20 protein-coding genes are annotated in these 23230 nt (G+C 72.3%); 10 read left to right on the plus strand and 10 right to left on the minus strand.

Annotation, left to right across the window (positions count from 1 at the left end):
* Positions 1-13: 13 nt before the first annotated feature.
* Genes ACQEVI_RS24360 through ACQEVI_RS24370 form a run of 3 tightly spaced genes read left to right on the plus strand, consistent with a single transcriptional unit; the run spans position 14 to position 2053 of the window.
* Complete coding sequence (locus tag ACQEVI_RS24360; protein ID WP_432904073.1) at positions 14-418, plus strand: ArsR/SmtB family transcription factor; 405 nt, start codon at positions 14-16, stop codon at positions 416-418.
* Positions 415-1128 (plus strand): cation transporter, encoded by a 714-nt coding sequence (locus tag ACQEVI_RS24365; RefSeq protein WP_432904076.1) that lies wholly within the window; start codon positions 415-417, stop codon positions 1126-1128. Before ACQEVI_RS24360 ends, ACQEVI_RS24365 begins: the two co-directional genes overlap by 4 nt.
* Positions 1121-2053 carry a cation diffusion facilitator family transporter gene (locus ACQEVI_RS24370; protein ID WP_432906093.1) on the plus strand — a complete coding sequence of 311 codons (933 nt, stop codon included), beginning with the start codon at positions 1121-1123 and terminating at the stop codon, positions 2051-2053. The genes ACQEVI_RS24365 and ACQEVI_RS24370 overlap by 8 nt, the downstream gene beginning before the upstream one ends.
* Before the next feature lie 35 nt (positions 2054-2088).
* On the opposite strand, the gene ACQEVI_RS24375 is transcribed toward ACQEVI_RS24370, so the two are convergent.
* Positions 2089-2697, minus strand: coding sequence for a TetR/AcrR family transcriptional regulator (locus ACQEVI_RS24375; RefSeq protein WP_432904079.1), 609 nt, complete (start codon positions 2695-2697; stop codon positions 2089-2091).
* A gap of 84 nt (positions 2698-2781) precedes the next feature.
* Here ACQEVI_RS24375 and ACQEVI_RS24380 point away from each other — a divergent pair, with 84 nt between their 5' ends.
* A complete protein-coding gene (locus tag ACQEVI_RS24380) occupies positions 2782-3213 on the plus strand; it encodes a nitroreductase/quinone reductase family protein (RefSeq protein ID WP_432904082.1) in 432 nt (143 codons plus the stop codon).
* 22 nt (positions 3214-3235) lie between these two features.
* On the opposite strand, the gene ACQEVI_RS24385 is transcribed toward ACQEVI_RS24380, so the two are convergent.
* On the minus strand, positions 3236-4348 hold the full coding sequence (locus tag ACQEVI_RS24385; RefSeq protein ID WP_432904085.1) for an epoxide hydrolase family protein: 1113 nt from the start codon (positions 4346-4348) through the stop codon (positions 3236-3238).
* Between the two features lie 321 nt (positions 4349-4669).
* On the opposite strand from ACQEVI_RS24385, the gene ACQEVI_RS24390 reads away from it, so the two are divergent.
* Entirely contained in the window at positions 4670-6577 is a 1908-nt protein-coding gene (locus ACQEVI_RS24390) for an HNH endonuclease signature motif containing protein (RefSeq protein ID WP_432904088.1), read from the plus strand.
* 35 nt (positions 6578-6612) lie between these two features.
* On the opposite strand, the gene ACQEVI_RS24395 is transcribed toward ACQEVI_RS24390, so the two are convergent.
* The 8 genes from ACQEVI_RS24395 to ACQEVI_RS24430 all read right to left on the minus strand — a co-directional run bounded on the left by ACQEVI_RS24395 (position 6613) and on the right by ACQEVI_RS24430 (position 18314).
* Positions 6613-9324, minus strand: a complete 2712-nt coding sequence (locus ACQEVI_RS24395; RefSeq protein WP_432904091.1) for a glycoside hydrolase family 127 protein — start codon at positions 9322-9324, stop codon at positions 6613-6615.
* Positions 9317-10759, minus strand: a complete 1443-nt coding sequence (locus ACQEVI_RS24400; RefSeq protein ID WP_432904094.1) for an aminopeptidase P family protein — start codon at positions 10757-10759, stop codon at positions 9317-9319. Before ACQEVI_RS24400 ends, ACQEVI_RS24395 begins: the two co-directional genes overlap by 8 nt.
* Before the next feature lie 172 nt (positions 10760-10931).
* Positions 10932-11783: an ATP-binding cassette domain-containing protein gene (locus ACQEVI_RS24405; RefSeq protein ID WP_432904097.1), complete on the minus strand. Its 852-nt coding sequence runs from the start codon at positions 11781-11783 to the stop codon at positions 10932-10934.
* A complete protein-coding gene (locus tag ACQEVI_RS24410) occupies positions 11780-12676 on the minus strand; it encodes an ABC transporter ATP-binding protein (protein ID WP_432904100.1) in 897 nt (298 codons plus the stop codon). Before ACQEVI_RS24410 ends, ACQEVI_RS24405 begins: the two co-directional genes overlap by 4 nt.
* Positions 12673-13665, minus strand: a complete 993-nt coding sequence (locus ACQEVI_RS24415) for an ABC transporter permease (protein WP_432904103.1) — start codon at positions 13663-13665, stop codon at positions 12673-12675. The genes ACQEVI_RS24410 and ACQEVI_RS24415 overlap by 4 nt, the downstream gene beginning before the upstream one ends.
* A complete protein-coding gene (locus tag ACQEVI_RS24420) occupies positions 13665-14609 on the minus strand; it encodes an ABC transporter permease (RefSeq protein ID WP_432904106.1) in 945 nt (314 codons plus the stop codon). The genes ACQEVI_RS24415 and ACQEVI_RS24420 overlap by 1 nt, the downstream gene beginning before the upstream one ends.
* Before the next feature lie 4 nt (positions 14610-14613).
* Positions 14614-16320 (minus strand): ABC transporter substrate-binding protein, encoded by a 1707-nt coding sequence (locus tag ACQEVI_RS24425; RefSeq protein WP_432904109.1) that lies wholly within the window; start codon positions 16318-16320, stop codon positions 14614-14616.
* 89 nt (positions 16321-16409) lie between these two features.
* The gene (locus ACQEVI_RS24430) at positions 16410-18314 is read right to left on the minus strand and encodes a glycoside hydrolase family 127 protein (RefSeq protein ID WP_432904112.1); all 1905 of its coding nucleotides are present in this window, start codon (positions 18312-18314) and stop codon (positions 16410-16412) included.
* Between the two features lie 237 nt (positions 18315-18551).
* On the opposite strand from ACQEVI_RS24430, the gene ACQEVI_RS24435 reads away from it, so the two are divergent.
* The 5 genes from ACQEVI_RS24435 (at position 18552) to ACQEVI_RS24455 (ending at position 23222) form a co-directional block, all read left to right on the plus strand.
* Complete coding sequence (locus tag ACQEVI_RS24435; protein WP_432904115.1) at positions 18552-19232, plus strand: GntR family transcriptional regulator; 681 nt, start codon at positions 18552-18554, stop codon at positions 19230-19232.
* 78 nt (positions 19233-19310) lie between these two features.
* The gene (locus ACQEVI_RS24440; protein ID WP_432904118.1) at positions 19311-20501 is read left to right on the plus strand and encodes an NAD(P)/FAD-dependent oxidoreductase; all 1191 of its coding nucleotides are present in this window, start codon (positions 19311-19313) and stop codon (positions 20499-20501) included.
* The gene (locus ACQEVI_RS24445; RefSeq protein WP_432904121.1) at positions 20498-20818 is read left to right on the plus strand and encodes a (2Fe-2S)-binding protein; all 321 of its coding nucleotides are present in this window, start codon (positions 20498-20500) and stop codon (positions 20816-20818) included. The genes ACQEVI_RS24440 and ACQEVI_RS24445 overlap by 4 nt, the downstream gene beginning before the upstream one ends.
* Entirely contained in the window at positions 20815-22278 is a 1464-nt protein-coding gene (locus ACQEVI_RS24450) for an FAD-dependent oxidoreductase (protein ID WP_432904124.1), read from the plus strand. The genes ACQEVI_RS24445 and ACQEVI_RS24450 overlap by 4 nt, the downstream gene beginning before the upstream one ends.
* Positions 22279-22304: 26 nt before the next feature.
* A complete protein-coding gene (locus ACQEVI_RS24455; RefSeq protein WP_432904127.1) occupies positions 22305-23222 on the plus strand; it encodes a dihydrodipicolinate synthase family protein in 918 nt (305 codons plus the stop codon).
* The last annotated feature ends 8 nt before the right edge of the window (positions 23223-23230 follow it).

The following is a 23230-nucleotide window of genomic DNA, read 5'->3' on the forward strand; positions in this document are numbered from 1 at the left end:
TTAGCATCGCTGCATGGCGATGATAGAGGTGGATGGCGATGCAGTCGCGGACGGGCCTGCCGCGATGGCGGTGGCGGCCTGCCTGTTCCACGGGTTCTCGGACCCGTCCCGGCTTGCGATCCTGCGGCACCTCGCCCTCGGTGAGCACCGCGTGGTCGACCTGACCCGGCACCTGGACCTCGCCCAGTCGACGGTCTCCAAGCACCTGGCGTGCCTGCGGGACTGCGGACTCGTCGAGTCCCGGCCGGAGGGCCGGGCCTCCGTGTTCTCGCTGACCCACCCGGAGGCGACGCTCGCGGTGCTCGAGTCCGCGGAGCGGCTGCTCGCACTGACCGGCGACGCCGTCGCGCTGTGCCCGGTCTACGGTGTCGACGGTTCGGCCGCGCACGCGTCCGCGCCGGAAGGGGTCGCGTCATGAGCACCCGGCCGGGCGCGGAGACGCAGGCGCAGACGACGGAGCGGCTGACGCGACGGGGCTTGCGGCTGGCCAAGTTCACCGTCGCCTACAACGTCGTCGAGGGCGTGGTCGCGATCGCCGCCGGCATCGCGGCGGGGCTCGTCTCGGTGATCGGGTTCGGCATCGACTCCGGCATCGAGTCGATCTCGGCGGTGCTGGTGGGCCTTCGGCTCTCCGCCCGCCTGCGGCACGGCGAGGCCGACGAACGCAAGGAGCTCATCACGCTCCGCCTCGTCGCGATCACGTTCTTCCTGCTCGCGGGCTACGTCACCGTCGAGGGTGTGCGCAGTCTCGTGGTCGGTGCGACCCCGGAGAGCTCACCGGTCGCGATCGGGCTCCTGGTCGCGTCGCTCGTGGTCATGCCGCTACTGGCCGAGGCCAAGCGCCGCGTCGGGGTGGCCCTGGCCGACCCGCTGATCCTGGCCGACGCCGCCGAGACACGGATCTGCGTGCTGCTCTCCGTGTCGACGCTCGTCGGTCTCGTGGTGTTCGCGCTGACCGGTGCCGGCTGGGTGGACGCCGTCGCCGGGTTCGTCATCGCGGCATTCGCGATCCACGAGGGCCGCGAGGCGTGGGAGGGCGAGCTGGCGCACGACCATGGTCATGACGAGCACGGCCATGATGAGCACGAGCACGATGGCGACCAGCGAAAGGCTGCAGTCGATGGGTGACCACCAGCACCACCACGGCGCCCATGGCGCCGCCGGTGACGAGAGCAACCGGCGGCGCCTGGCGGTCGCGTTCGGGATCACGGCGGCCGTGTTCGTGGCGCAGGCGGTAGGCGCCGTGCTCACGGGCAGCCTCGCGCTCCTTGTCGACACCGCGCACATGCTGACCGACGTCGCAGGCCTGGCCATCGCGCTGTTCGCGGCGTCGCTCGCGCTGCGGCCGCCGTCGCCGCGCCGGACGTGGGGGTTCCGGCGGGCCGAGATCCTGGCCGCGCTGGCCCAGGCCGCCGTGCTGCTCGCCGTCGGCGTCTACGCCCTGGTCGAGGGGGTGAGCCGCCTGGCGGGTCCGGCCGAAGCACCCGGCCCGGGCCTGCTGGTGTTCGGCATTGTGGGCCTGGTCGGGAACGTCGTGGCGCTGCTGGTGCTGGCGGGCGGCCGGTCGGCGTCGCTCAACCTGCGTGCCGCCTTCCTGGAGGTCGCGAACGACGCGCTCGGGTCGGTCGCGGTGATCGTGGCGGCCGTCGTGATCGCGACCACCGGATGGCAGCGCGCCGATGCCGTCGCGGGGCTCGTCATCGCGCTGCTGATCCTGCCCCGCGCGGCGAAGCTCCTGACCGACTCGGCGAACGTGCTGCTGGAGTCGACGCCGGCCGGGATCGACCTGGACCAGGTGCGGGCCCGTCTGCTGGAGGTGGACAACGTGGAGTCGGTGCACGACCTGCACGCCTCCCTCGTCGCCACCGGCCTGCCGACCATCAGCGCGCACGTGGTGGTGCGGGACGCCTGCTTCCGCGACGGGCAGGCACCCCCGGTCCTCGACGCCCTGCAGCGCTGCGTCGCCACCGAGTTCGACGTGTCCGTCGAGCACTCGACCTTCCAGCTCGAGCCCGCCGAGCACGCACGTCACGAGTCGTCGACCCACGCATGACGGCGCCCGGTGGTCGCTGGTCGGCGACGTGCCGGTCAGACCGCCGGGAGGCAGACGCGCTCGACCAGGTAGCGCCAGCCGGCCTCGAAGCGGTCGGTGAGCCCTGACCGGTCCGGCTCAGGGCCGTCGAAGAGCCGGAGGAGGAGCGGGCCCTCCAGCGCGGACGTGAGCTGCCCGGCGAGCAGGTCGACGTCGGCGCCGGGCAGGTCGAGCTCGCGGAGCAGGACCCGGATGTGGATCTGGGACAGCGGCGGGCGGCGGCCGTTCGTCGGTCGGCCCTCGATCGCGGACCGGGCGATCTCGTGGTTCTCCGTGAGGAAGCGGATGCGGGCAGTTCCGTAGGCGACGAGGCGGTCGACCGGCGGAGCGCCCGGACCGAGCGGTGGGGCCCCGGAGAGGATCTCCTGCTGCAGGGCGCGCTCGTTGTCGTCCAGCAGTGCCTGGAAGATTCCCGCCCGGGTGCCGAACCGCCGGAACACGGTGCCCTTGCCGAGCCCTGAGCGTTCGGCGAGCCGGTCCATCGTGAGGCAGTCAGGACCGTCGGCGGCGATGAGCTCGCGGGCGGTGGTGAGCAGCAGCTGACGGTTCCGGGCGGCGTCGGCCCGTTCAGGGTGCGGTGTGCCCCAGGTCAGCGGTGTACTCATCCGTGGATGCTATCGGGAATCGCGTAAGCGGGGTAAAGTCCGGTTAGTCGACCGAAGTGGCCGACCAATACTGCGGAGGACAACATGGCAGACATGAACAGTGGCGTCATCGAGGCGTTCCGGGCCAACGCGGGCGTCGTGGGTGACGACGTCATGGGCGGGCACTTCACCGGCAAGCGACTCGTGCTGCTGCACCACGTGGGGCGGGTCAGCGGCAAGGACTACGTGACGCCGCTCGTGGCCGCGGCCGACGGGGACGCCTACGTCATCACCGGTTCGCTCGGCGGCGCGCCCAAGGACCCGGCCTGGGTCGCGAACATCGAGGACGGCCCCGGCGAGGCGACCATCGAGATCGGGGACAAGACCATCCGCGTGACCACCACCGTGGTCCGGCCGGGGCAGCCCGACTGGGAGCGGCTCTACGGCATCTGGGCCGAGTACTGGCCGGACGCCAAGGAGTACGAGAAGAACACCGACCGCAAGTTCCCGGTGATCCGGCTCGAACCGAAGGCCTGAGCTCCGGTTCGAGCCGACCGGGTCAGCCGACCGAGCGGACGAACCCCCGTATGCGCGCCGCCATCTCGGCAGGTACCTCGGCCACCGAGAAGTGACCGCCCTCCTCGAGGCGGTCGAACTCGCGAAGATCGAGATAGTGGCGGCGCGCGAGCACCTCGGGGTAGCCGGCCTCGTGGCGCTGGATGAACACCGCCGCGGGCACGTTCGTGGGCGGGATCGGATCCGGCTGGTCGGCCCCCTCGTAGTAGGGGCGGAACGATGACGCGATCGTCTGGGTAGCCCAGTAGATGGTCGCCTCCGTGAGGAGGCGGTCCCGCGAGATGCGGCGCTCCACCGCGCGGGGGTCGCCCGGCGGCGTGTCGCTCCACTCGACCAGCTTCTCGGCGAGCCACGCCAGCAGGCCGGCGGGGGAGTCGTTGAGCGCGGCCGCGAGGGTGTCGGGCCGGGTGGCCTGCACGTGGCCGTAGGCGCCGTCGGTCTGGTGCTTCGCGGCGATGTCGTCGAAGAACTCCTTGACCTCGGGGTCGCCGAGGGCGGCGCGCTCGTCGCTGGTGGGGAAGTGCGCGTGGGTGGCGACGATCCCCGCCACGTGCTCGGGGTAGCGGGCGGCGATGAGGTCGCTGACGTTCGCCGTGACGTCCTCGCCGTACGTGAAGTACCGCTCGTAGCCGAGCACGTCCGTCATCAGCGTGTGCATCGTCGCGGCCAGCCGTTTCTCCGATATCGGCCCCGCGACGTACGGCGAGGAGAACCCGAATCCGGGCAGGCTCGCGACCACCACGTGGAAGTCGGGCAGCAGGTCGGCGAAGTCGAGCTGCAGCGCGAACGTGTGCGGCCAGCCGTGCTGCACCAGGAGCGCCGGCGCGTCGGGCCGGTCCGAGCGCAGGTGGACGAAGTGCAGGTCGACGTCGTCGAGCTCCGCGATGAACTGCGGATGCTCGTTGAGCCAGGCCTCCCGGGCGCGCCAGTCCCAGCTGATCCAGTGGTCGACCAGCTCGCGCAGGTACGCCGCGGTCATGCCCGACGCCGGACGCCGGGGCGAGTCGTCCGGGATCCGACTGCGCGCCAGTCGCTCGCGCAGATCGGTGAGGACCTGGTCGGGGACGTGGACCGTGAAGGGCTGTGGCTCGCTCATGGGAAGGACGCTATGCCGAGCCACTGACATCGACACTCGCCGTCGGATGTGGGCCGCGGGCTCCGCGCTCTGAGGTCCGGATGGCGGCGAGGGCGCCGTTGCTCAGACGGAACGGGCTGCCCTGGAGCTCAACTGGCGGCGGCTCGGCGAGCTGACCGGCTGGGCATGTGGGCGACCCGGGTTACGCGGTTGGCAGAAGGTCGGGCGAGTGTGGGTGGTCGGCCATAGGGTCGAACAAACGTCCGTAGGAATGGCGCCCACGGCTAGCCTTGGCTTCGGATACCTGCCTGATCTCAGATACCTGGTGAGGAGTGTGCTGGCATGCGTGAAATTCTGTCCAGCGGCGTCATGCGCGACGGCGTCATGCCCGGCGGCGCGCCGGTCGATGAGGCGATCCCGTTCGGGGACTGGGACGCATTCGCCGGACCGGACCGGTTGCCGGAGATGCCTGGGTGGCTGGACTCGATGCCGGACTGGCCGCCGGATACGTTGCCGGTGGCGTTGTGGCCGGTGGAGGCGCTGCGGGCGGCGCTGAGTGATATGCCGGGCGCAGAGCTGGCGCGGGTGGTCGCGGAGGCGGTCGGCGTAGGCGTCGGTGCGAGCGCGGTCCCGGACGAGGACCCTCTGGAGGATCTTCCGGACGGCGCGCTGGGTGACCTGGTCGCCGCATGCGGGCGCCTGCAGTCCTGGGCTGCGGGGGTGCAAGCGAGGGTTGTGGCCGAACGCGCCGCCCGGGAGACCAACCCGCTCGCGCACAGCTCGCTGGTCGGGCAGGTCACCAGCGAGCTCGTGGTGACCGAGTCGGAAGGTACCGAGGTCGTCGTGCGTGCCGAGTCCGGTGCCCAGCACCCGAGGGTGATCGCAGCCCTGGCCGCTGGGCGGATCGACGTGCGCAAGGCACACACCCTGCTGCGCTCCGCGTCCCAGCTGACCGTGGCCGAGCGATCGGAAGCGATCGAGCGGTATCTGCCGCAGGCCCCGCACCGGACCTGGCGGTGGCTGCAGGCTCGGATGCTCGCGTTCGCCAAGGCCCGCCACGGCGCGGCGGCCACCGCGCGAGCCGAGGCACAGCGCCGCAGCGTGCAGCTGGACCGTGCCGAGAACGACATGGGCTGGGTGTCGGCCTACCTGCCGGCGGCCGACGCGGCTGCGGTATGGGGTGTGGTGGACGACATGGCCCACCAGCTGCGCCGCACCAGCGGCGAGGACCGCAACCTGGCACAGCTCCGCGCGGACTCGTTGACGGGGATCGTCACGGGCCGACTTCTACCCGTCGACCGCTTCACCGACACGGGCACACAGGGTGACACGGACACCGGCACGACTGGCACGACTGGCACCACCGAGACCACCGGAACCACGGCGAAGGACGGGCCCGCCGAGAGCGATGCGGCGTCGACCGATGGGGATGAGCGCGCGGAGGTTCCGGTCTGCTCGTGTGGTGGCCGGGCCCCCGTCCAGCAGGTAATAGTCCGGCCGGTGCGGATCATTCCGACCCGCCCGGTGGTACGGGTGACGGTCCCCGCCAGCGTGCTCCTGGGTCTGGACGACGCACCCGGCGACCTGAACGGATTCGGACCCATCCCGGCTGAAACGGCCCGGCTCATCGCGCAGGACGCGACTTGGCAGCGCCTGGTGACCGACCCGGTCACCGGGGTGCTGGTCGACTACTCCACCACCGCCTACCAACCGGGCCGGGTCCTGCGCGCAGCGGTCGAGGCCAGGGATGACACCTGCACCTTCCCTGGCTGCGACCTCCCGGCCGAACTATGCGACCTCGACCACATCGAACCCTTCGACCATCATCGGGACGATGGCCGAGGCCCCGGCCACGGCCATCAGCGTGAGAACCACATCGTCACCGCTGGTGCGGCCGGGCGGGGGCAGACGAGCGCATGGAACCTGCACGCTCTGTGCCGTCGGCATCACCTGCTCAAGACCCACGCGGGCTGGGGCGTCGTGCGCGACCCCGCGACCGGGATCACGACCTGGACCACTCCCACCGGCCGCACCCAGCACCGACCACCGACCGTGCTGGACACTCACGTCGACATCGACCAGGTCGACCCGGACACCAGTCACGACCTGAGTCTGCGAGCCCTGACCGGCCGACGCCTGCCACGGCGGTACGCCACTACCGAGCCGGGTGCCGTACCGGCCGGACCCAACGGACCCAACGGACCCGCCGAGCCGACCGGCTTGTTCGGCCCCGGAGAACCACCTTTCTGATGCGGTGCGTGTGCAGCGGGTTGTCGTGCGCGCGGTCAGCCGGCGGGCGGGAGCTCGAGGGTCTGCACCGGCTCCTCGTTGCCCGCCCGGTCGGTGGCGGTGAACTCGATGACCTGAGGCGCGTCGCCCAAGGCCCGCGTGAACGGTTCGCGGAAGGTCGCCCAGAACGTGTCCGGCCCCTTCCACCGGATGCTGTCCACGCCGGAGACGTCGTCCGTGGCGGCGAGGCTGATCTCGACGCCGTGCAGGCCAAGGCGGCGGGTCGTCGCGGTGGTCACCGGCGGCGTGGTGTCGACGCTTACCTCGCTGACGACGTGCCGTTCCCGTCCCTCGGAGTCGACGGCGCGCGCCGTGACGGTGTGGACGCCGTCGCCGAGCCGTAGCGGTTCGGCTCCCGCTGGTCGCCACGGCCCGTCGCCGACCCGGACCTCGACGGTCGGCTCGCCGACGTCGGCGCGCGCCGCAACGGTGAGCTCAGCCGGCCGGTGGTACCAGCCGGTGACGCTCGGCGCCGTGGCCGGCACCACCTCGACACGGGGCGCTGAGCCGGCGAAGGCGGCCGTGGGCGCCTCAGCGAGGAGAGCGGCTTCTTCACGCGCGGCCTCCGCCTCGTTCGCGATCCCGCCGACGTCTCCCATGTCCCGTCCGACGCCGGAGCGTGCGGCAGCCCGCAGGACGTCGCGCGCCTCGGCGGCGCTCAGCAGCCCCAGACCGACGAACTCGTGAGCGGTGCGCAGTACAGCCCGGAGGAACTCGGGCCGGGAGGCGAAGCCGCCGTCCGACCACAGGACGTCGAGGAACGTGTCGCCGTCCCGGCGGGCCACGTTGGGCACGCCGGAGTCGGCCGGCTCCGCGCCGGCGTCCAACCCCGCGCCCGCGCCCGCGAAGGCGATCCGGGCATCGGCCCGCCGCAGATACATGTGGTACCGCGCGTCCGATCCGGACCACGCGGGCTCCAGGACGAGGTCGCCCAGCCGCCACGTCCCGTCGTCGGCCCTCGTCAGGGGGGCGTCAAGCGTCCCGTCGAGGCGTCGCCAGGTCGCCGCGGCGACCGGGAGCCAGGTGGTGGCGGCGCTGCGGGCCAGCAAGACGGTCGGCCCGAGCTCAAGGGTCACCAGGGACGCGTCGTCGGGCGCCGGCACCTCGCGCAGGGCCAGCGGCATGCTGATCTCGACCACCGTGCCCGGCACCCAGTCCCGCCGCAGGGAGACGTACTGTCCGGGAACGGCGTCCACGGCCACGGGCGAACCGTCGACGGTCACCGCGAACCCACCCGCGGCCCAGCCCGGAACCCGCAGCCGAAGGTCGAGGTCGCCGGAGGCGTCGACCAGCAGACGGCTGCCGCCCTCCAGCGGGTACGCGGTCTCCTGGACCACCCGCACGTCCTGCTCGGCCCAGTCCAGGGCCGAGGCCACGTAGAGGTTGAACCAGAGGATGCGCTCACCGCCCCGCACGGACCGGAAGTAGACGGAGTCCTGGTACTTGACGTGGTTCTCGAGCCCGGTGCCGCCGCAGCACGTGCCGACGTTGTCGTACTCGCGCAGCGCCCCCGGGTTGACCGGGAACATGTACGTGACCTCGGGTGAGTCGTCCGAGTCGACGTCGTGCCGTGAGCCGAGGACCTGGTTGGTGACCGCCCGCTCGTGGTACTCGGCGTAGCGCGCGTCGCCGGTGCGCTCGAACAGGGCGCGGGCGAGCTTGAGCATGTTGTAGGCCACGCACGTCTCGGCGTTCCGGTTGCCGATGTCGCGCGCGACGGCGCCCGCCGGACCCCACAGCTCGTTCTCGCCGGAACCCCCGTGTGCGTACGTGCGCCCCGGGACGAGCATGTCCCAGATGTTGACCACGGCGTCCAGGTAGCGCGCCTCGCCCGTCAGGTCGTGCAGCGCGAGGTAGCCGAGCAGGGTCGCGGCGTGCTGGTTGGCGTGCATGCCGTCCAGCACGTCCCGGCCGGCGGCAGCGGCGTCGAGCAGCGAGTCCAGGTCGAAGAGCCGGGCCGTCTCGGCGAACCGCTTGTCGCCGGTCAGGACCGCGAGGTCGCACAGCACCTCGTTCATGCCGCCGGCCTCGCCCGCGATGTACAGGGACCACATGTCCCTGCGCTGGTCCGCCGACAGGACGGACAGCCGGCCGTGCACCCAGCGCCCCATCTCGGCGGCGATCTCCAGCGCCGTCCGCGACCCCGCGTGCCGGTGCGCGTCGAGCAGGCCCGCCATGATCTTGTGGCACGTGTAGTACGGCGCCCAGATCTCGCCGTACGGGGCGAGGCCCTCCAGCCGGGAGAACTGCCACTCGCCGTACGCCGCGAGGAACCCCGGATGGCTGTAGCGGCCCGACGCCGCGAGCGCATCCCGGACCTCACGCAGGCCCTCCACCATGTCGTCGACCTTGGCCTTCAGCTCGGCCCGCGGGGCAGCGTCGTTCGTACCGGCGTAGGCCAGGGCGAGCATGGACAGGAAGTGCCCCGCGTAGTGTCCGCGCAGCAGGTTCGCCGTGGGCGCCGCCTCGCGCCCGGGGTACTCGTCGGGCCCCCAGGCCTGCTCGTCGGGGTGGCCGAAGCCCTCCCACCCGCCCGGCGGCAGCGCGCCCCGGGTGTCCAGGCCGGCGTTCGCGCGGAAGACGGCGAGCAGCCGGTCGACGGGGTAGGCGTGCGCCAGGTGCAGCAGCTGGTCCCGGGCGCGCGTGAAGATGCTTTCCCGCAGCGAGACGGCGTCCAGCGGGAACGGTTCGGCGATCGGCTCAGGCATCGCCCATCCGCTCCTGGGTCCAGCGTTCGATGCCCGCGGCGTCGATCGGCAGCGCGTCGGAGAGCACCTCCGCGCCGTCGGCGGTGACCAGCAGGTCGTCCTCCAGGCGGACGCCGATCCCGCGCAGCTCGGGCGGCACCGTCTCGTCGTGCGCGTGGAAGTACAGCCCGGGCTCGACTGTCATGACCACGCCCGGCTCCAGGGGCGCCGCCTGGTACGTGGGGTAGTCGGAGTGGGCGCAGTCGTGCACGTCCAGGCCCAGGTGGTGGCCTATGCCGCAGACCAGCCAGCGGCGGTGCTGCTGCCCGCCGGGGGACAGGGCCTCGTCGACCGAGACGTCCAGCAGCCCCCAGTCGTGCAGGCCTTGGGCGATGACCTCCATGGAGGCGAAGTGGAAGTCGAGGTACTCGACGCCCGGCCGGATCTGCGCCATGCCCGCGCGGTGCGCCTTCTCGACCAGGTCGTGCACGTCCCGCTGCAGCGCGCTGAAGCTGCCCGACGGCGGGATGGTCCGCGTCACGTCGGCCGTGTACAGGGAGTTCGCCTCGACGCCCATGTCGAGCAGCAGCGGCATGTCGGGCAGCACGGGGCCGTCGCAGCGCACCCAGTGCAGGGTCGGCGCGTGGGGGCCGGAGCCGACGATCGTCGTGTACCCGGGCCCGTTGCCGTAGGTGCGCGCGTGCCTGTCGAACGTGCCCTGCAGCCAGCGTTCGCCCAGCCCGCCGATCGCGCGCGGCAGCTCCGCGACGACCGCCTCGAACCCGGTGACCGTGTGGTCGACCGCCTCGCGCAGCTGTGCGATCTCCCAGTCGTCCTTGATCATCCGCAGGTCCGACAGCGCTCGGGCGAGATCCTCGGACGGCTTCAGACCGTACCTGCGCACCAGCTCCTCGTCGACGGACGGCGACGCGAGCGCCCCGTCCAGGGTGTCCAGCACCGCGTCGAGCGCGGAGAGCGGTTCGACGGCGATGCCGAACGCCTCCGCCCAGTCGCTCAGGTCCGGGGACGGCCCGACCCAGAGCTCGCCGTACGCCGCGTTCCCGAAGAACGCGCTCTCGCCCGGCTTGGCCGGCGGCGGCAGGTAGAGCGTCGCGTCGTGGCTCCCGCCGCTCGCCCGCAGCACGAGCACGCCGTCCTCGGCCTGCGCGCCGGTGAGCCAGACGAAGTCGCTGTCCGCGCGGAACCCGTACTGCACGTCGCCGTTGCGCAGGCTCGCGCGCCCCGCGCCGACCACGACGTCGCTCGCGCCGATCCGCTCCGACAGGCGGCGGCGGTGCTCGGCAGCGGCGGCGGGCGCCCCGGGCGTCATCGGCACGACGACGGCCGGGGCGCCCCACCCGTGCGCCATGTGGGCGTTGAACGCCTCGCTCTCGACCAGCCGGGGGGCACGCGTTCCCGCATAGGGCGGACGTCCTGGGTTGGTGCTCGTGCTCATCGAATCTCCTTGTGGACGCGGGCAATGTGGTGACGGTGTGATGGTCTGCCATGTCGGACCAGCGAGCTGACTCGGCGTCCCGGAGTCGTCGAGTCAGCGCCCTGGTCCGACCAAGCCACTGACTCGCCGTACTGCGGACGCCGAGTCAGTGGCGCGGTCCCGGTGCCGGCGCTCATGCCGTCGCCCCAGTCGACCGGGCGGCGTTCGTCCGCCGCTGCCGCTCCCACTCGGGCCGGATGCGCGGGACGGCGTCGAGCAGCCTGCGGGTGTACTCGTGGCTCGGGGCGCCGAAGACGGCGTCCCGGTCGCCCTCCTCGACGATCTGTCCCTGCGTCATCACCGCGACCCGGGTCGCGATCTGCCGCACCACCGCGAGGTCGTGCGCGATGAACAGGTACGTCAGCCCCTCCTCGCGCTGCAGGTCCCGCAGCAGGTTGATGACCTGCGCCTGGACCGACACGTCGAGCGCCGAGACCGCCTCGTCGCACACCACCACACGCGGGCCGACCGCGAGCGCGCGGGCGATCCCGATGCGCTGCGCCTGCCCGCCCGAGAACTGCGCCGGATACTTCTGCGAGTGGTCCGGGTCCAGCCCGACCCGCTCCATGAGGGAGCGCGTGAACGCCCGGGCGTCGCCCGGGACCGGACGTCCCTGGTAGACCAGGGGAGCGGTGATGATCCGCTCGACGGTGTGCCGCGGGTTGAGCGAGGAGTACGGGTCCTGGAAGACGACCTGCACCTCGTTGCGGAAGCGGTTCAGCGCCGACCGCCTGAGCGTCGTGACGTCCTCGCCGTCGAGCTGCACGGTGCCCGAGGTGACGTCCAGCAGGCGGGCGGCGAGCCGCGCCGTCGTCGACTTGCCCGAGCCGGACTCGCCGACCAGGGCGAGGGTCTCGCCCGCGCGGAGCTCGAAGCTCACGTCATCGACGGCCCGGAACCGTTCCGGGGGACGCAGCAGGCCGCCGGTGCCCAGCACCGGGAACTCCTTGACCAGGTTCGTGGCTCTCAGGAGCGGCTCGCTCATGCGGCACCTCCGTTCTTCGGGACGACGTTCTCGGGGACGACGGCGGGCGCCACCGCACGCAGCTCGCCGATCTCGTCGTCGATGCGCGGCACGGCGTCGAGCAGCGCCTGGGTATAGGGGTGCTGCGGGCTGGTGAAGATCTGTTCGACGGCGCCCTGCTCGACGCACACGCCATCCTTCATGACGACGATGTGGTCGGTGATCTCGCTGACCACCGCCAGGTCGTGCGTGATCAGCACCAGGCCGGTGCCGGTCTCGCGGCGGATCTCCTGCAGCAGGTCCAGGATCTGGGCCTGCACGGTGACGTCGAGCGCCGTGGTCGGCTCGTCCGCGATCAGCAGCTCGGGCTCGGTGCTCAGCGCCATCGCGATCATGACGCGCTGGCGCATCCCGCCCGAGAACTGGTGCGGGTAGTGGTTCACCCGCACCGCAGCGTCCCGGATGTGCACCCGTTCCAGGGCCGCGATCGCGACCTTGCGCGCCTCCCGGCGGGTCACGCCGGGACGGTGGGCGCGGTAGGCCTCCTCGATCTGCAGCCCGACCGTGTAGTACGGGTTCAGCGAGGACAGCGGGTCCTGGAACACCATGGCGATGCGGTCGCCGCGCACCCGGCGCAGCTCGGCCTCGGACATGCCGACCAGCTCCCGCCCGCGCAGCCGCACGCTGCCCGTGCGCCGCGCCGCCCGGGGCTGCAGGCCCATGATCGCGAGGCTGGTCATGGACTTGCCCGAGCCGGACTCGCCGACGATGCCCAGCGCGCCGCCGGGCTCGAGGTCGAGGTCCAGCGAGCGGACGGCGTCGAGCGGGCCGCGCGGCGTCGTGAAGGTGACCGTGAGGTCGCGCACCTGCAGCAGCGCCTCGGTGTCGTTCTTGGGGCTGGACTCGGTCGTCATGCGTTCACCCGCACTCTCGGGTCGATGGCGCTGTACACGACGTCGACCACTATGTTTCCGACGACGACGAGGAACCCGGCCAGCAGCGTGACGCCCATGATCACCGGCTGGTCGTTGCGGGCGATGGAGTCGGCGGCCATCTTGCCGACGCCGTTGATCCCGAAGACCGTCTCGGTGATGAGCGCCCCGCCCAGCAGGCCGGCGAAGTCCATGCCGAAGATGGTCACCACCGGAGTCAGGGCCGGCCGCAGGGCGTGCCGCCGCCAGATCAGCGACTGCGGCAGGCCCTTGGCGTAGGCGGTGCGCACGTAGTTCTCGCGCAGCACGTCCAGCACGTTGGCGCGGGTGAGCCGCGTGTAGGCGGCCGCGTACCCGACCGCGAGGACTATCCACGGCATCACGAAGTTGAGGAACCACTGCACGGGATCGTCCGCGAAGGCGACCGCCTGGGGGAACGGCAGCCACTGGAGCTGGACCACCAGCACGTACTGCAGCACCAGGGCGAGCACGTAGTTGGGGATCGACATGCTCGTCAGGGTCAGCCCGGTGGTGAACCGGTCGAGGAACGTGCCCTCCTTCACCGCGCTGAGCAGGCCGCCGATCACTCCCGCGAGCAGCCACAGCACCGCGGCGCCGATGGCGATCGTCGCGGAGACGGGCAGCCGCTGCACGATCATGTCCCAGACCGCCTGGCTGGACTGGAACGAGTAGCCGAGGCACGGCGCCGCGCAGTCGACGGCGCTCGCGCCCGCACCGTAGGTGCGGCCCGCGAAGATGCCGGCGACGAACAGGAAGAACTGGGTACTGAACGGCTGGTCCAGCCCGAGGTTGCCGCGGATCTGGTCGATCACCTCGGGCGTGCAGTTCTTGCCGCAGATCTGCACCGCCGGGTCCGGCGAGAGCGCGAAGAAGACCAGATAGGTGAACAGGCACACCAGCAGCAGGACCACGAGTCCCGACGCGATGCGCGTGACGAGGAACCGGAGCATCAGCGACCCTCCTGGGCGTCGACGACGGCGCGCAGCCGGTCACCGAGCACGGTGAACGAGAGCACGAGCAGGAACAGGCACACGCCCGGCACCACGAAGTACGCGGGGTCGACGGCGTACCACTTCACGGAGGCGGCGATCATCTGCCCCCAGCTCGGGGCGGGTGGCACGACGCCGACGCCGAGGAACGACAGGCCCGCCTCGGTGCCGATGTAGCCGGGCACGGCCAGCGTCGACATCACGATGATCGTCGAGCGGAGGTTCGGCAGGATCTCGCGGAACACGATGCGTGTCCCGCTGGCCCCCGCCGCCCGGGCCGCCTCGACGAACTCCCGCTGCGCGAGCGACATGGTCTGCCCGCGCACGATGCGTGCCAGGTAGGGCCACCCGAAGACCGAGATCACGACAACGAGCAGCCCCGACCGGTTGCCGGCCGGCAGGGCGGAGAGCACGGCGATCATGAAGATGAGCGCCGGGAACGCCATGAGGAAGTCCATGACCCGCGAGATCACCAGGTCGACGCGCCCGCCGAAGTAGCCCGCCACGAGCCCGAGCGACACACCCAGCACGGTGGTCAGCGCGGTCGCCGACAGCGCGATGCTCATCGAGACCCGCGCGCCGTAGACGATGCGCGCGAAGATGTCGCGCCCGCTGCCCGGCTCGACGCCGAGCCAGTGCTCGGGGCCCATGCCGCCCCACGCGCCGATCGGCATGCCACCGAGGTTGGGGTCGATGGCGCTCTGGTCGAACTCGTACGGCGTCCAGCCGCTGATCGAGGTGAGCACGGGCGCGAAGATGGCGACGAGGGTGACCAGGGCTATGTAGCCGAGGCCGAGCATCGCGCCGACGTCGCGCCGCAGGGTCTGCCAGGTCCCGCCGGCACCGCCGCTCCGTGCGACGGTGCCGGCGGGACCTGCCGTGAGGTCCGTCTGGGACGGCATCATCGGGTCAGCCCTTCTCGGGGTCCTTGAGACCGACGCCGACGTAGTCGATGCCGCCGGTCGCGGCGTTCGCCGAGGAGAACAGGCCGGTCACGTTCTCGCCCGGCAGCATGACGCCCTTGGCGACCATGAGCGGGACGACCGGGGCCAGCTCGAGGATCTGCTCGTCGAGGTCACCCCACTGCTCGTTCGCGGCGTCGATGTCCGTCATCGCCTTGATCTCGTCGATCCGCTCGTTGACGGCCGGGTCGTCGATCTGGGCGATGTTGCCGTTGCCCTTGTCGTAGATGTTGCGGCCGTCGAACAGCGGCGGGATGAACGTCGCGGCCGACGACGCCCAGTCGGGACACCAGCCGGTGATCGCGGCGTCGTGCTGCTGCGACGGGGTGCCGATGGTCTCGTAGTAGGTGGAGGTGTCGATCAGGTTGAGCTCCACGGTGATGCCCACCCGCTCCAGCGACTGCTGGACCGCCTCGGCCTGGGCCTGCATGGACTCCTGCGCGCGGATGTCGAGGGTCATGGTGAACCCGTCGGACAGCCCCGCATCGTCCAGCAGCCTCTTGGCGGCCTCGACGTCGCCGGTGCCGTCCTCGGACGGGTACAGGTCGAAGTCCTTGTGGCCGGCGACCGACGGCGGCAGGATCGTCGTGGACGGGTCACCGAGCTGCGTGCCGCCGCTCGCGTTCACGATGGTGGTGCGGTCGATCGTGTAGCTGATCGCCTGCCGGACGCGGACGTCGTCCATGTGCTTCTTGGTGGTGTTCAGCCCCATGTACGTGGTGCAGATGCCGGGGAACTCCAGGACGCGTTCCTCGAGCTGGGGCGTCTGCAGGCGCGGGAGCGTGGCGGGCTGGATGTTGCCGGCGATCGCGTTGACGTCGGCGCCCTGCCCGGCGATGAGCCGCTCGTCGATGGTGGCCGGGTCCAGGCCAATGGTGAACTCCCAGGCGTCCGGCTTGGCGGCGCGCACCTCGTCGGTGGCCGGGTCCCAGTTCTCGTTGCGCTCCAGCTTGATGGTGCTGCCCGGCACGTACTCGGCCAGCTTGTACGGTCCCGAGGCGATGATCTCGTGGATGAACTCGTCGCCCGCGCCGCTGTCCACGGGGAACGGCGTCGCGTTCACCTGGGAGAGCACGGCGTCGAACTCGGGGAACGGCTCCTTGAGGTGGAACACGATCGTCTTGGCGTCCGGCGTCTCGATGGTCGGCAGGTCGCCGGTCTCGTACGGGCCCTCGTAGTCCTCCGGGGCGTCGATGACCTGCTTGAGGTACGGCGAGCCGATGCCGATCTGCGGGTCCCAGGCGCGGGAGATGCCGAACTTGACCTCGGCCGACGTGATGGGGTCGCCGTTGTCGAACGTGACCCCGTCCTTGAGCGTGTACGTCCAGGTCAGGCCGTCGTCGGACGCCTCGCCGAGGCTCTCGGCGAGGTCCGGGACGATCTCGTTGGGGTCCTCGGCCGAGCCAGGTGCCGACGTCGTGAGCTGCCGGTAGACCAGCCGGTAGAAGTTGTTCACCCCGCCGTCCCAGCCGCGGGCCGGGTCGAGGTACGAGAAGTCGGCGTTCTGCAGGACGTGCACGGTGCCGCCCACAGCGGGCTCCGCGGTGAAGCCGCCACCCCCGGAGGAGTCGTCCGGCGCGCCGCCGCCGCAGGAGGCGAGGGCGAGGGCGGTGGCGGCAGCGAGGACGGCTGTCGTTGTCCGATGGAGCTTCACGATGTGGCCTCTCGGTTGAAGACGCCGGAGCGTCGAGGGGTCGTACGGGTAGGGGCGTGCGGGCAGTAGCCCTCGGCGGGTCGGTCCGGTCAGGTGTGCCGGAGCCAGACCCGCATCGCCCCGGGTTCGCGGTTGGCCCAGAGGTGGTAGGGCACCAGCGGTACCTGCGTCGTCGTCGACGAGGTAGGTGGGTCGGTCCGGTTCGCGGCCGGGTACGGGTCGTCCGACGGCGCGGGCCGCCGGCTCACGTGCGCGGTCAGGGCATGCCGCAGCACGGGGCCCGGGAAGGGCGGCGAAGCTTCTTCGACGGCATGCACCACGAGCTCGTCGACCGGCACGGGGGAGTCTGCCTGCTCCAGGCAGTGCACCACCGGCCCGCGCACGGCGGCGACGGCGCCGCGGGTCGCGTCGACGGCGGGGTGCGAGACGACGAGCACCGGAGACATCGGCAGGTCGAGCACCATCTCCTGGCCGGGCCGCCACACGCGGGTCAGGTGGAGCCACCCGGCCGGCGCTTCGCCGTCGGCCTCGCTGTAGACCGGTTCGCCGTCGACCGTGACCCGCGGCGCCGTCGCCCAGCCCGGGACGCGGAGGGCCAGTGTCGACGGCTCGTCGCGGGCGGCGAGCACGCGGACCGTGACGCGACCGTCCCAGGGATAGTCGGTGACGACGTCGACGCAGAGGGCGGCGGAACGCACGCGGCACGCGGTGAGCAGCGCGATCGTCAGGCAGTCCGGCGTCTCGAGCGCCACGTGGTCCTGGAGCGCGCTGACCCAGCGCGCCGCGTTCGGCGGGCAGCAGGCACAGCCGAACCACCGGCGGCGCAGCGGCTCCGCGGGGCCGGTCGGCCGGCCGTCGGTGTGGTCGGGACGGCGCTGCAGCGGGTTGTCGTAGAAGAAGCGGGTGCCGTCCAGCGAGACGCCCGCGGCGAACCCGTTGTAGAGGACCCGCTCCACGTGGTCCAGGACCGCGGCGCTCCCGGTGGCCAGGAACAGCCGCCAGCCCCACTGCATGGTGCCGACGGCGGCGCAGGTCTCGGCGTAGGCGCGTTCTGAGGGCAGCTCGTACCGGTCGCCGAACGCCTCGTCCGAGTGCCGTGACCCGATCCCGCCCGTGACGTAGGACTTGGTGCGGACCATGTCGTCCCACAGGCGCAGCAGATGGTCGATCCGGGCCGTGTCACCGCGCTCGATGGCGACGTCGGTGGCGCCCGCCGCCAGGTAGACCATGCGCACGGCGTGCCCGGTCACCGTGTCCAGGTCGCGCAGCGGCGCGTGGTCCGCGTAGTACGCGGGCCCGAACGGCGCCCTCCCGAAGAGGCCGGAGCCGCGGCGCTCGACGAACAGCTCGGCCTGGCGCAGGTAGGGCTCGTGGCCCGTCTCGCGGTACAGCTCGACGAGCGCCGTCTCGATCTGCGGGTGGCCGCAGTACTCCGCGCGGCCGTCCTCGCCGAACCGGTCCACCACGAGGTCCGCGAACCGGCGGGCGACCGCGAGCAGCCGGTCGTCGTCCAGTCCGCGCGTGGCGGCGAGCGCGCCCTGGATCAGGTGGCCGAGGTTGTACAGCTCGTGCCCGCCCGCCAGGTCCGTCCACGGCGGGACCGTCGCGCCGGGGCCCTGGTGGAACGTCGACAGGTAGCCGTCGTCGGCCTGGACGCGCTCGATGAGGGACACCGCCTCGTCGTAGAAGGCGCGCACTGCTGCGTCCTCGGGTACCGCGTCTCCGGGTGCCGCTCCGCGGGCCAGCTCGTACACGGCCGCCTCCAGCGTCTTGTAGACGTCGGTGTCCATGAACGGGTAGCCGCCGCGGAACGGCTCGCCGGTCTGCTCGGCGACACGGCGGAAGTTGTCCAGGACGCCGGAGGCGCGTACCTGCTCGACGACGTGGGGCAGCGTCGCGGCGGTGTTGCGCTGCTGCCACCGGCCCAGCAGGCCGTCGGTGAGCGCTACCCGGGCCGCGCGCTGCTGCGCCTCTGTCCTCGTGTGGCTCGGCATCGTCCCCGCCCTCGGTCCATCGATCAGCGATATGTGATGCGTGATATTCTACTGATCGACGGTGGCGGTGTCGATGGGGTGAATGTAAACGACACGTTTCGGTGTCTCCCGGCCGGTCTTGGCCCCTGTAGCCCGGCTGGTCCGCCCACCCTCAGGTACCCTCAGGCGCCATTGACGACGGGCTTCGCATCCCGTGTAATATACTACTAGCGTTGCCTGACCACCCAGGAGTGCAGCATGAGCGCCACAACACCTACCCCGTCGGTCCGCCGTCTACCACCGGTCGCGAGCCTGCGCGAGCAGGTTCACCGCGCCCTCGTGGCGGCGATCGTCGCTGGTGAGCTCGAACCCGGTGAGCTCGTCTCCGTGCCGACGCTCGCCGCGCGGTTCGACGTGTCGGCGACCCCGGTGCGCGAGGCGGTGCTGGACCTGGAGCGGCGCGGTTTCCTGGAGGCGGTACGTAACAAGGGGTTCCGTGTCACCCGCGTGAGCGACCAGACCCTGCGGCACGTCGCCGCCGTCCGGCTGGTGATCGAGCCGGTCTGGATGGAACGGCTGGCCAAGTCGTTCCCCGTCGGGCAGCTCGCGGAGTTCCGCGCGCTGGCCGACGAGATCGTCGAGGGCGCGCGCACCGGCGACCTGGTCGCGTACCTGCAGGCGGACCAGACGTTCCACCTGCGGCTCATGGGCCTGCTGGGCAACCCGGTGGCCAGTGAGATCGTCGCCGACCTGCGCGACAGGGCGCGACTGCTCGGGCTGTCGACGATGGTCGCGAGCGGCACGCTGGCCAGCTCGGCCCAGGAGCACCACGAGCTGCTCGACCTGCTCGCCGCCGGTGACGGCCCGGGCGCCAAGGCGCTCATGGAGCGGCACATCGGGCACTCGCTCGGCACGTGGGCGGGCAAGCCGGAGGACTGACGCCGTCGGTGCTTGTCGAGACCGCTGAGCTGGTCGAGGCCACTGAGATGAACTGACCGGGCGATCGAGGGGGTGGATGTGGCAGCGGACGTCGTGATCGTCGGCGCCGGGATAGTCGGCGCGGCCTGCGCGCGAGCCCTCGCCCGCGCAGGCGCCCGGGTGACCGTGCTCGACCGCGGGGCGGCCGCGGCCGCGACCAGCGCCCACGGCGAGGGCAACCTGCTGGTCTCCGACAAGGGTCCCGGCCCGGAGCTGGAGCTCGCCAAGGTGTCGCTGCGCCGGTGGGTCACGCTCGCGGACGAGCTGGCGGACGAGCTCGGGCCCCGGTTCCCGTCCGTCGAGCACGAGGCCAAGGGCGGGCTGGTCGTCGTCACGTCCGACGACGGTCTGGCCGGGCTGCGCCGGTTCGCCGAGGCGCAGCGGGCGTCCGGCGTCGACGCGGCCGAGGTGACCGCCGAGGAGGCGCGCGGGCTCGAACCCGACCTGGCGCCCGGCGTCGTGGGCGCCGTCCACTACCCGCAGGACGCCCAGGTGCAGCCGGTCGCGGCCGCCGAGGCGCTGCTCGCGTCCGCGCGTCGGGCCGGGGCGGAGGTCCGCACCGGCGTCGAGGTGACCGGCCCGCTCCTCGGGGCCGACGGCGCTCTCGCCGGCGTCGTCACGTCACACGGGGAGGTGGCCGCGGGCGCCGTCGTCGTGGCAGCTGGTCCCTGGTCGGCGGAGGTCGCCGAACGGCTCGGCTCCTGGCTCCCCGTACGGCCCCGCCGCGGGATGGTGCTCGTGACCACCCCCATGCCCCAGCGGATCCGGCACAAGGTCTACGACGGTGACTACTTCGCCGCGACGCAGTCGGCGGGCGCTGAGCTGCAGACCTCCGCCGTCATCGAGTCCACGCGCGGCGGGACGGTGCTGATCGGGTCGAGCCGCGAGCAGGTCGGGTTCGACGAGCACTTCCGGGCAGAGGTGCCCGCCGCGATGGCGCGGCGCGCGGTGGCGGTGTTCCCGTTCCTGGCGCGCACCCAGGTCATGCGGTCCTACCTGGGCTTTCGGCCGTACATGCCGGACCACCTGCCGGTGATCGGCCCGGACCCCGTCCGCGCCGGGCTGTGGTTCGCCACGGGCCACGAGGGTGCCGGCGTCGGGCTGGCCCCGGCGACCGGCGACCTGCTCGCCGCGCAGCTGCTCGGGTTCGAGCCTTCCGTGGACGCCGGCCCGTACGCCGCCGACCGGCGGACGCTCCTGGAGACCCGGCCCTTGGAGTTCCGACCATGACCTCGTACCGCGTCCCCGCCGAGCGCGATCCCGCCCGGCCCGGTGCCGACCGGCCGCTGACCGTCGTCGTGGACGGCGAGCCCGTCACCGGGACGGCCGGTCAGACGATAGCCGGCGTGCTGCTGGGTGCCGGACGGCGCGAGTGGCGCACCACCACGACGGGCGGGGCGCCACGCGGCGTGTTCTGCGGGATCGGCGTGTGCTTCGACTGCCTCGTCGAGGTCAACGGCCTGCGCGACGTGCGCGCCTGTCTGCGGCGTGCGCAGGACGGCGACGTCGTGACCCGGCAGGGCGGCCTGGGGGAGGAGGCCCGATGAGCGCCGCGACGAGACACGTGGTCGTCGTCGGTGCGGGCCCGGCCGGGCTCGCCGCCGCGCGGGCCGCCGCGCGCGCGGGTGCGCGGGTCACGCTGCTGGACGCCGCCGACGGGCTCGGCGGCCAGTACTGGCGTCACCTGCCGGCGGAGCGTCCGGCTGGCCGCGAGGGCCTGCTGCACCACAGGTGGGCGACCTTCGGTGAGCTCGACGCCGCGCTGCGGGCGCACCCGGACGTGACGGTGCTGCCCTCGGCCCAGGTCTGGTCGCTCGAACGGCTCGACGCCGGCCTCCGGCTCAACGTGCTGATCGGGGAGCCCGACGGGGCCGGGCGCGAGGCGCTGGTGCTCGAACCGGACGCCCTGGTGCTCGCCACGGGTGCCCACGACCGCACCCTGCCGTTCCCCGGCTGGCAACTGCCCGGCGTCTACTCCGCGGGTGCGGCGCAGGCGCTGGCGAAGGGGGAACGGGTGGCGGTCGGACGGCAGGTCGTCGTCGCCGGGGCCGGGCCGTTCCTGTTGCCCGTCGCGTCATCCCTGCTGCAGACCGGCGCCGACGTCGTCGGCGTGCACGAGGCGAGCCGGCTCGGATCCCTGGCCCGCGGCTGGCTGAACCGGCCGTGGGAGCTGGCCGGGGCCGCGGGCAAGGCCGGCGAGCTGGCCGGATACGTCCGCGACCTGGTGCGCCACCGCGTGCCGTGGCGGCCCGGCGAGGCGGTGGTGGCCGCGCACGGCGACGGCCGGGTCGAGGCGGTGACCGTGGCGCGGCTCGACGCGCGCTGGGCACCCGTCGCCGGGACCGAGCGGCGCGTAGTGGCTGACGCGGTGTGCGTCAGCCACGGCTTCACGCCGCGCCTGGAGCTCGCGATCGCCGCCGGGTGCGACCTCACGCCGAGCCGGTTCGTGGTGGTCGACGACACCCAGGCCACCTCGGTCCCCGGGGTGTGGGCCGCCGGCGAGGTCACCGGCATCGGTGGCGCCGACGCGGCCCTGGCCGAGGGCGCCGTGGCCGGGACCGCGGCGGCCGGTGGTGACACCGGCACCGGAGCGGCTCGCGCGGCCGGCCGGGCACGCACCCGGGCGCGCGGCTTCGCGGCGCGCATCGAGGCGGCGCACGGGATCCGGGGTGGGTGGACCGGCTGGCTGCGCGACGACACCGTCGTCTGCCGCTGCGAGGAGACCACCTATGGACGCGTGCGCGAGGTCGTCGAGCTGACCGGATCGCACGAGCCGCGCTCCGTGAAGCTCACCAGCCGCGCCGGGCTCGGCCCGTGCCAGGCGCGCATGTGCGGCCGGACGCTCCAGGAGCTCCTGGCCGGTCCGGAGGCCGCGGACGCCGGAGGTGCCGCGGCGCCGACCATGGACCGCCGCCCGTTCGTCGTCCCCGTCCGGCTCGGTGACCTGGCCGCCCTGCCCACAACTTCCCGACCACAAGCGTCACCCACTGCCTCACCAACAGCATGAGCATCCCAACCCGGAGGAGACCGGACATGAACCAGCGCTTTGACCTCGGCGGCGTGATCGTCGCCACCACCCTCGCCTTCAAGCCGGACGCCTCCGCGCCGGCCGGGCTCGCCGTCGACTACGAGCGGTTCGCCGCGCACTGCGAGTTCCTGATCGACAACGGCTGCCGCGGCGTCGGGCCGAACGGTTCGCTCGGCGAGTACTCGTCCCTCACGGACGACGAGCGCCGCAAGGTCGTGCAGACCGCCGTCGCGACGGTCGGTGATCGCGGGCTGGTCGTGGCCGGTGTGCACGGCGTCGGCTCGCACCAGGCCAAGCACTGGGCAGAGCTCGCGAAGGAGGACGGCGCGGACGGCGTCCTGCTGCTGCCGCCCACCATCTACCGCGCGAACCGGTCCGAGGTGATCGCCCACTATGCCGCCGTCAACGAGGTCGGCCTCCCGATCATGGTCTACAACAACCCGTTCGACACGAAGGTGGACCTGACGCCCGACCTCCTCGCGGAGCTCGCCCAGCTGGAGAACGTGGTCGCCGTCAAGGAGTTCTCGGGCGACGTGCGGCGCGTGCTGGAGATCAAGGAGCTGGCCCCCGACCTCGACGTGATCGCCGGCGCCGACGACCTGCTCTTCGAGTCGCTCGTGGCAGGGGCCACGGGCTGGTTCGCCGGCTACCCGAACGCGTTCCCGCGCGAGGCGGTCGAGATCTACACGCTGGTCACCGAGGGCAGGATCGCCGAGGCGCGCGAGCTGTACACGCACCTCGTGCCGGCGTTCCGCTGGGACTCCCGCACCGAGTTCGTGCAGGCGATCAAGCTCTCGATCGACATCACCGGCCAGAGCTACGGTGGCCCCACCCGCCCGCCGCGCGGCCCACTGACGCCCGAGCACGAAACCCAGGTCCGCAAGGACACGGAGCAGGCCCTCACCTACATCGCCTCCCGCTGAGTGCTGGA

Source organism: Promicromonospora sp. CA-289599 (assembly GCF_050936155.1).
In the GTDB taxonomy this organism is placed as follows: domain Bacteria; phylum Actinomycetota; class Actinomycetes; order Actinomycetales; family Cellulomonadaceae; genus Promicromonospora.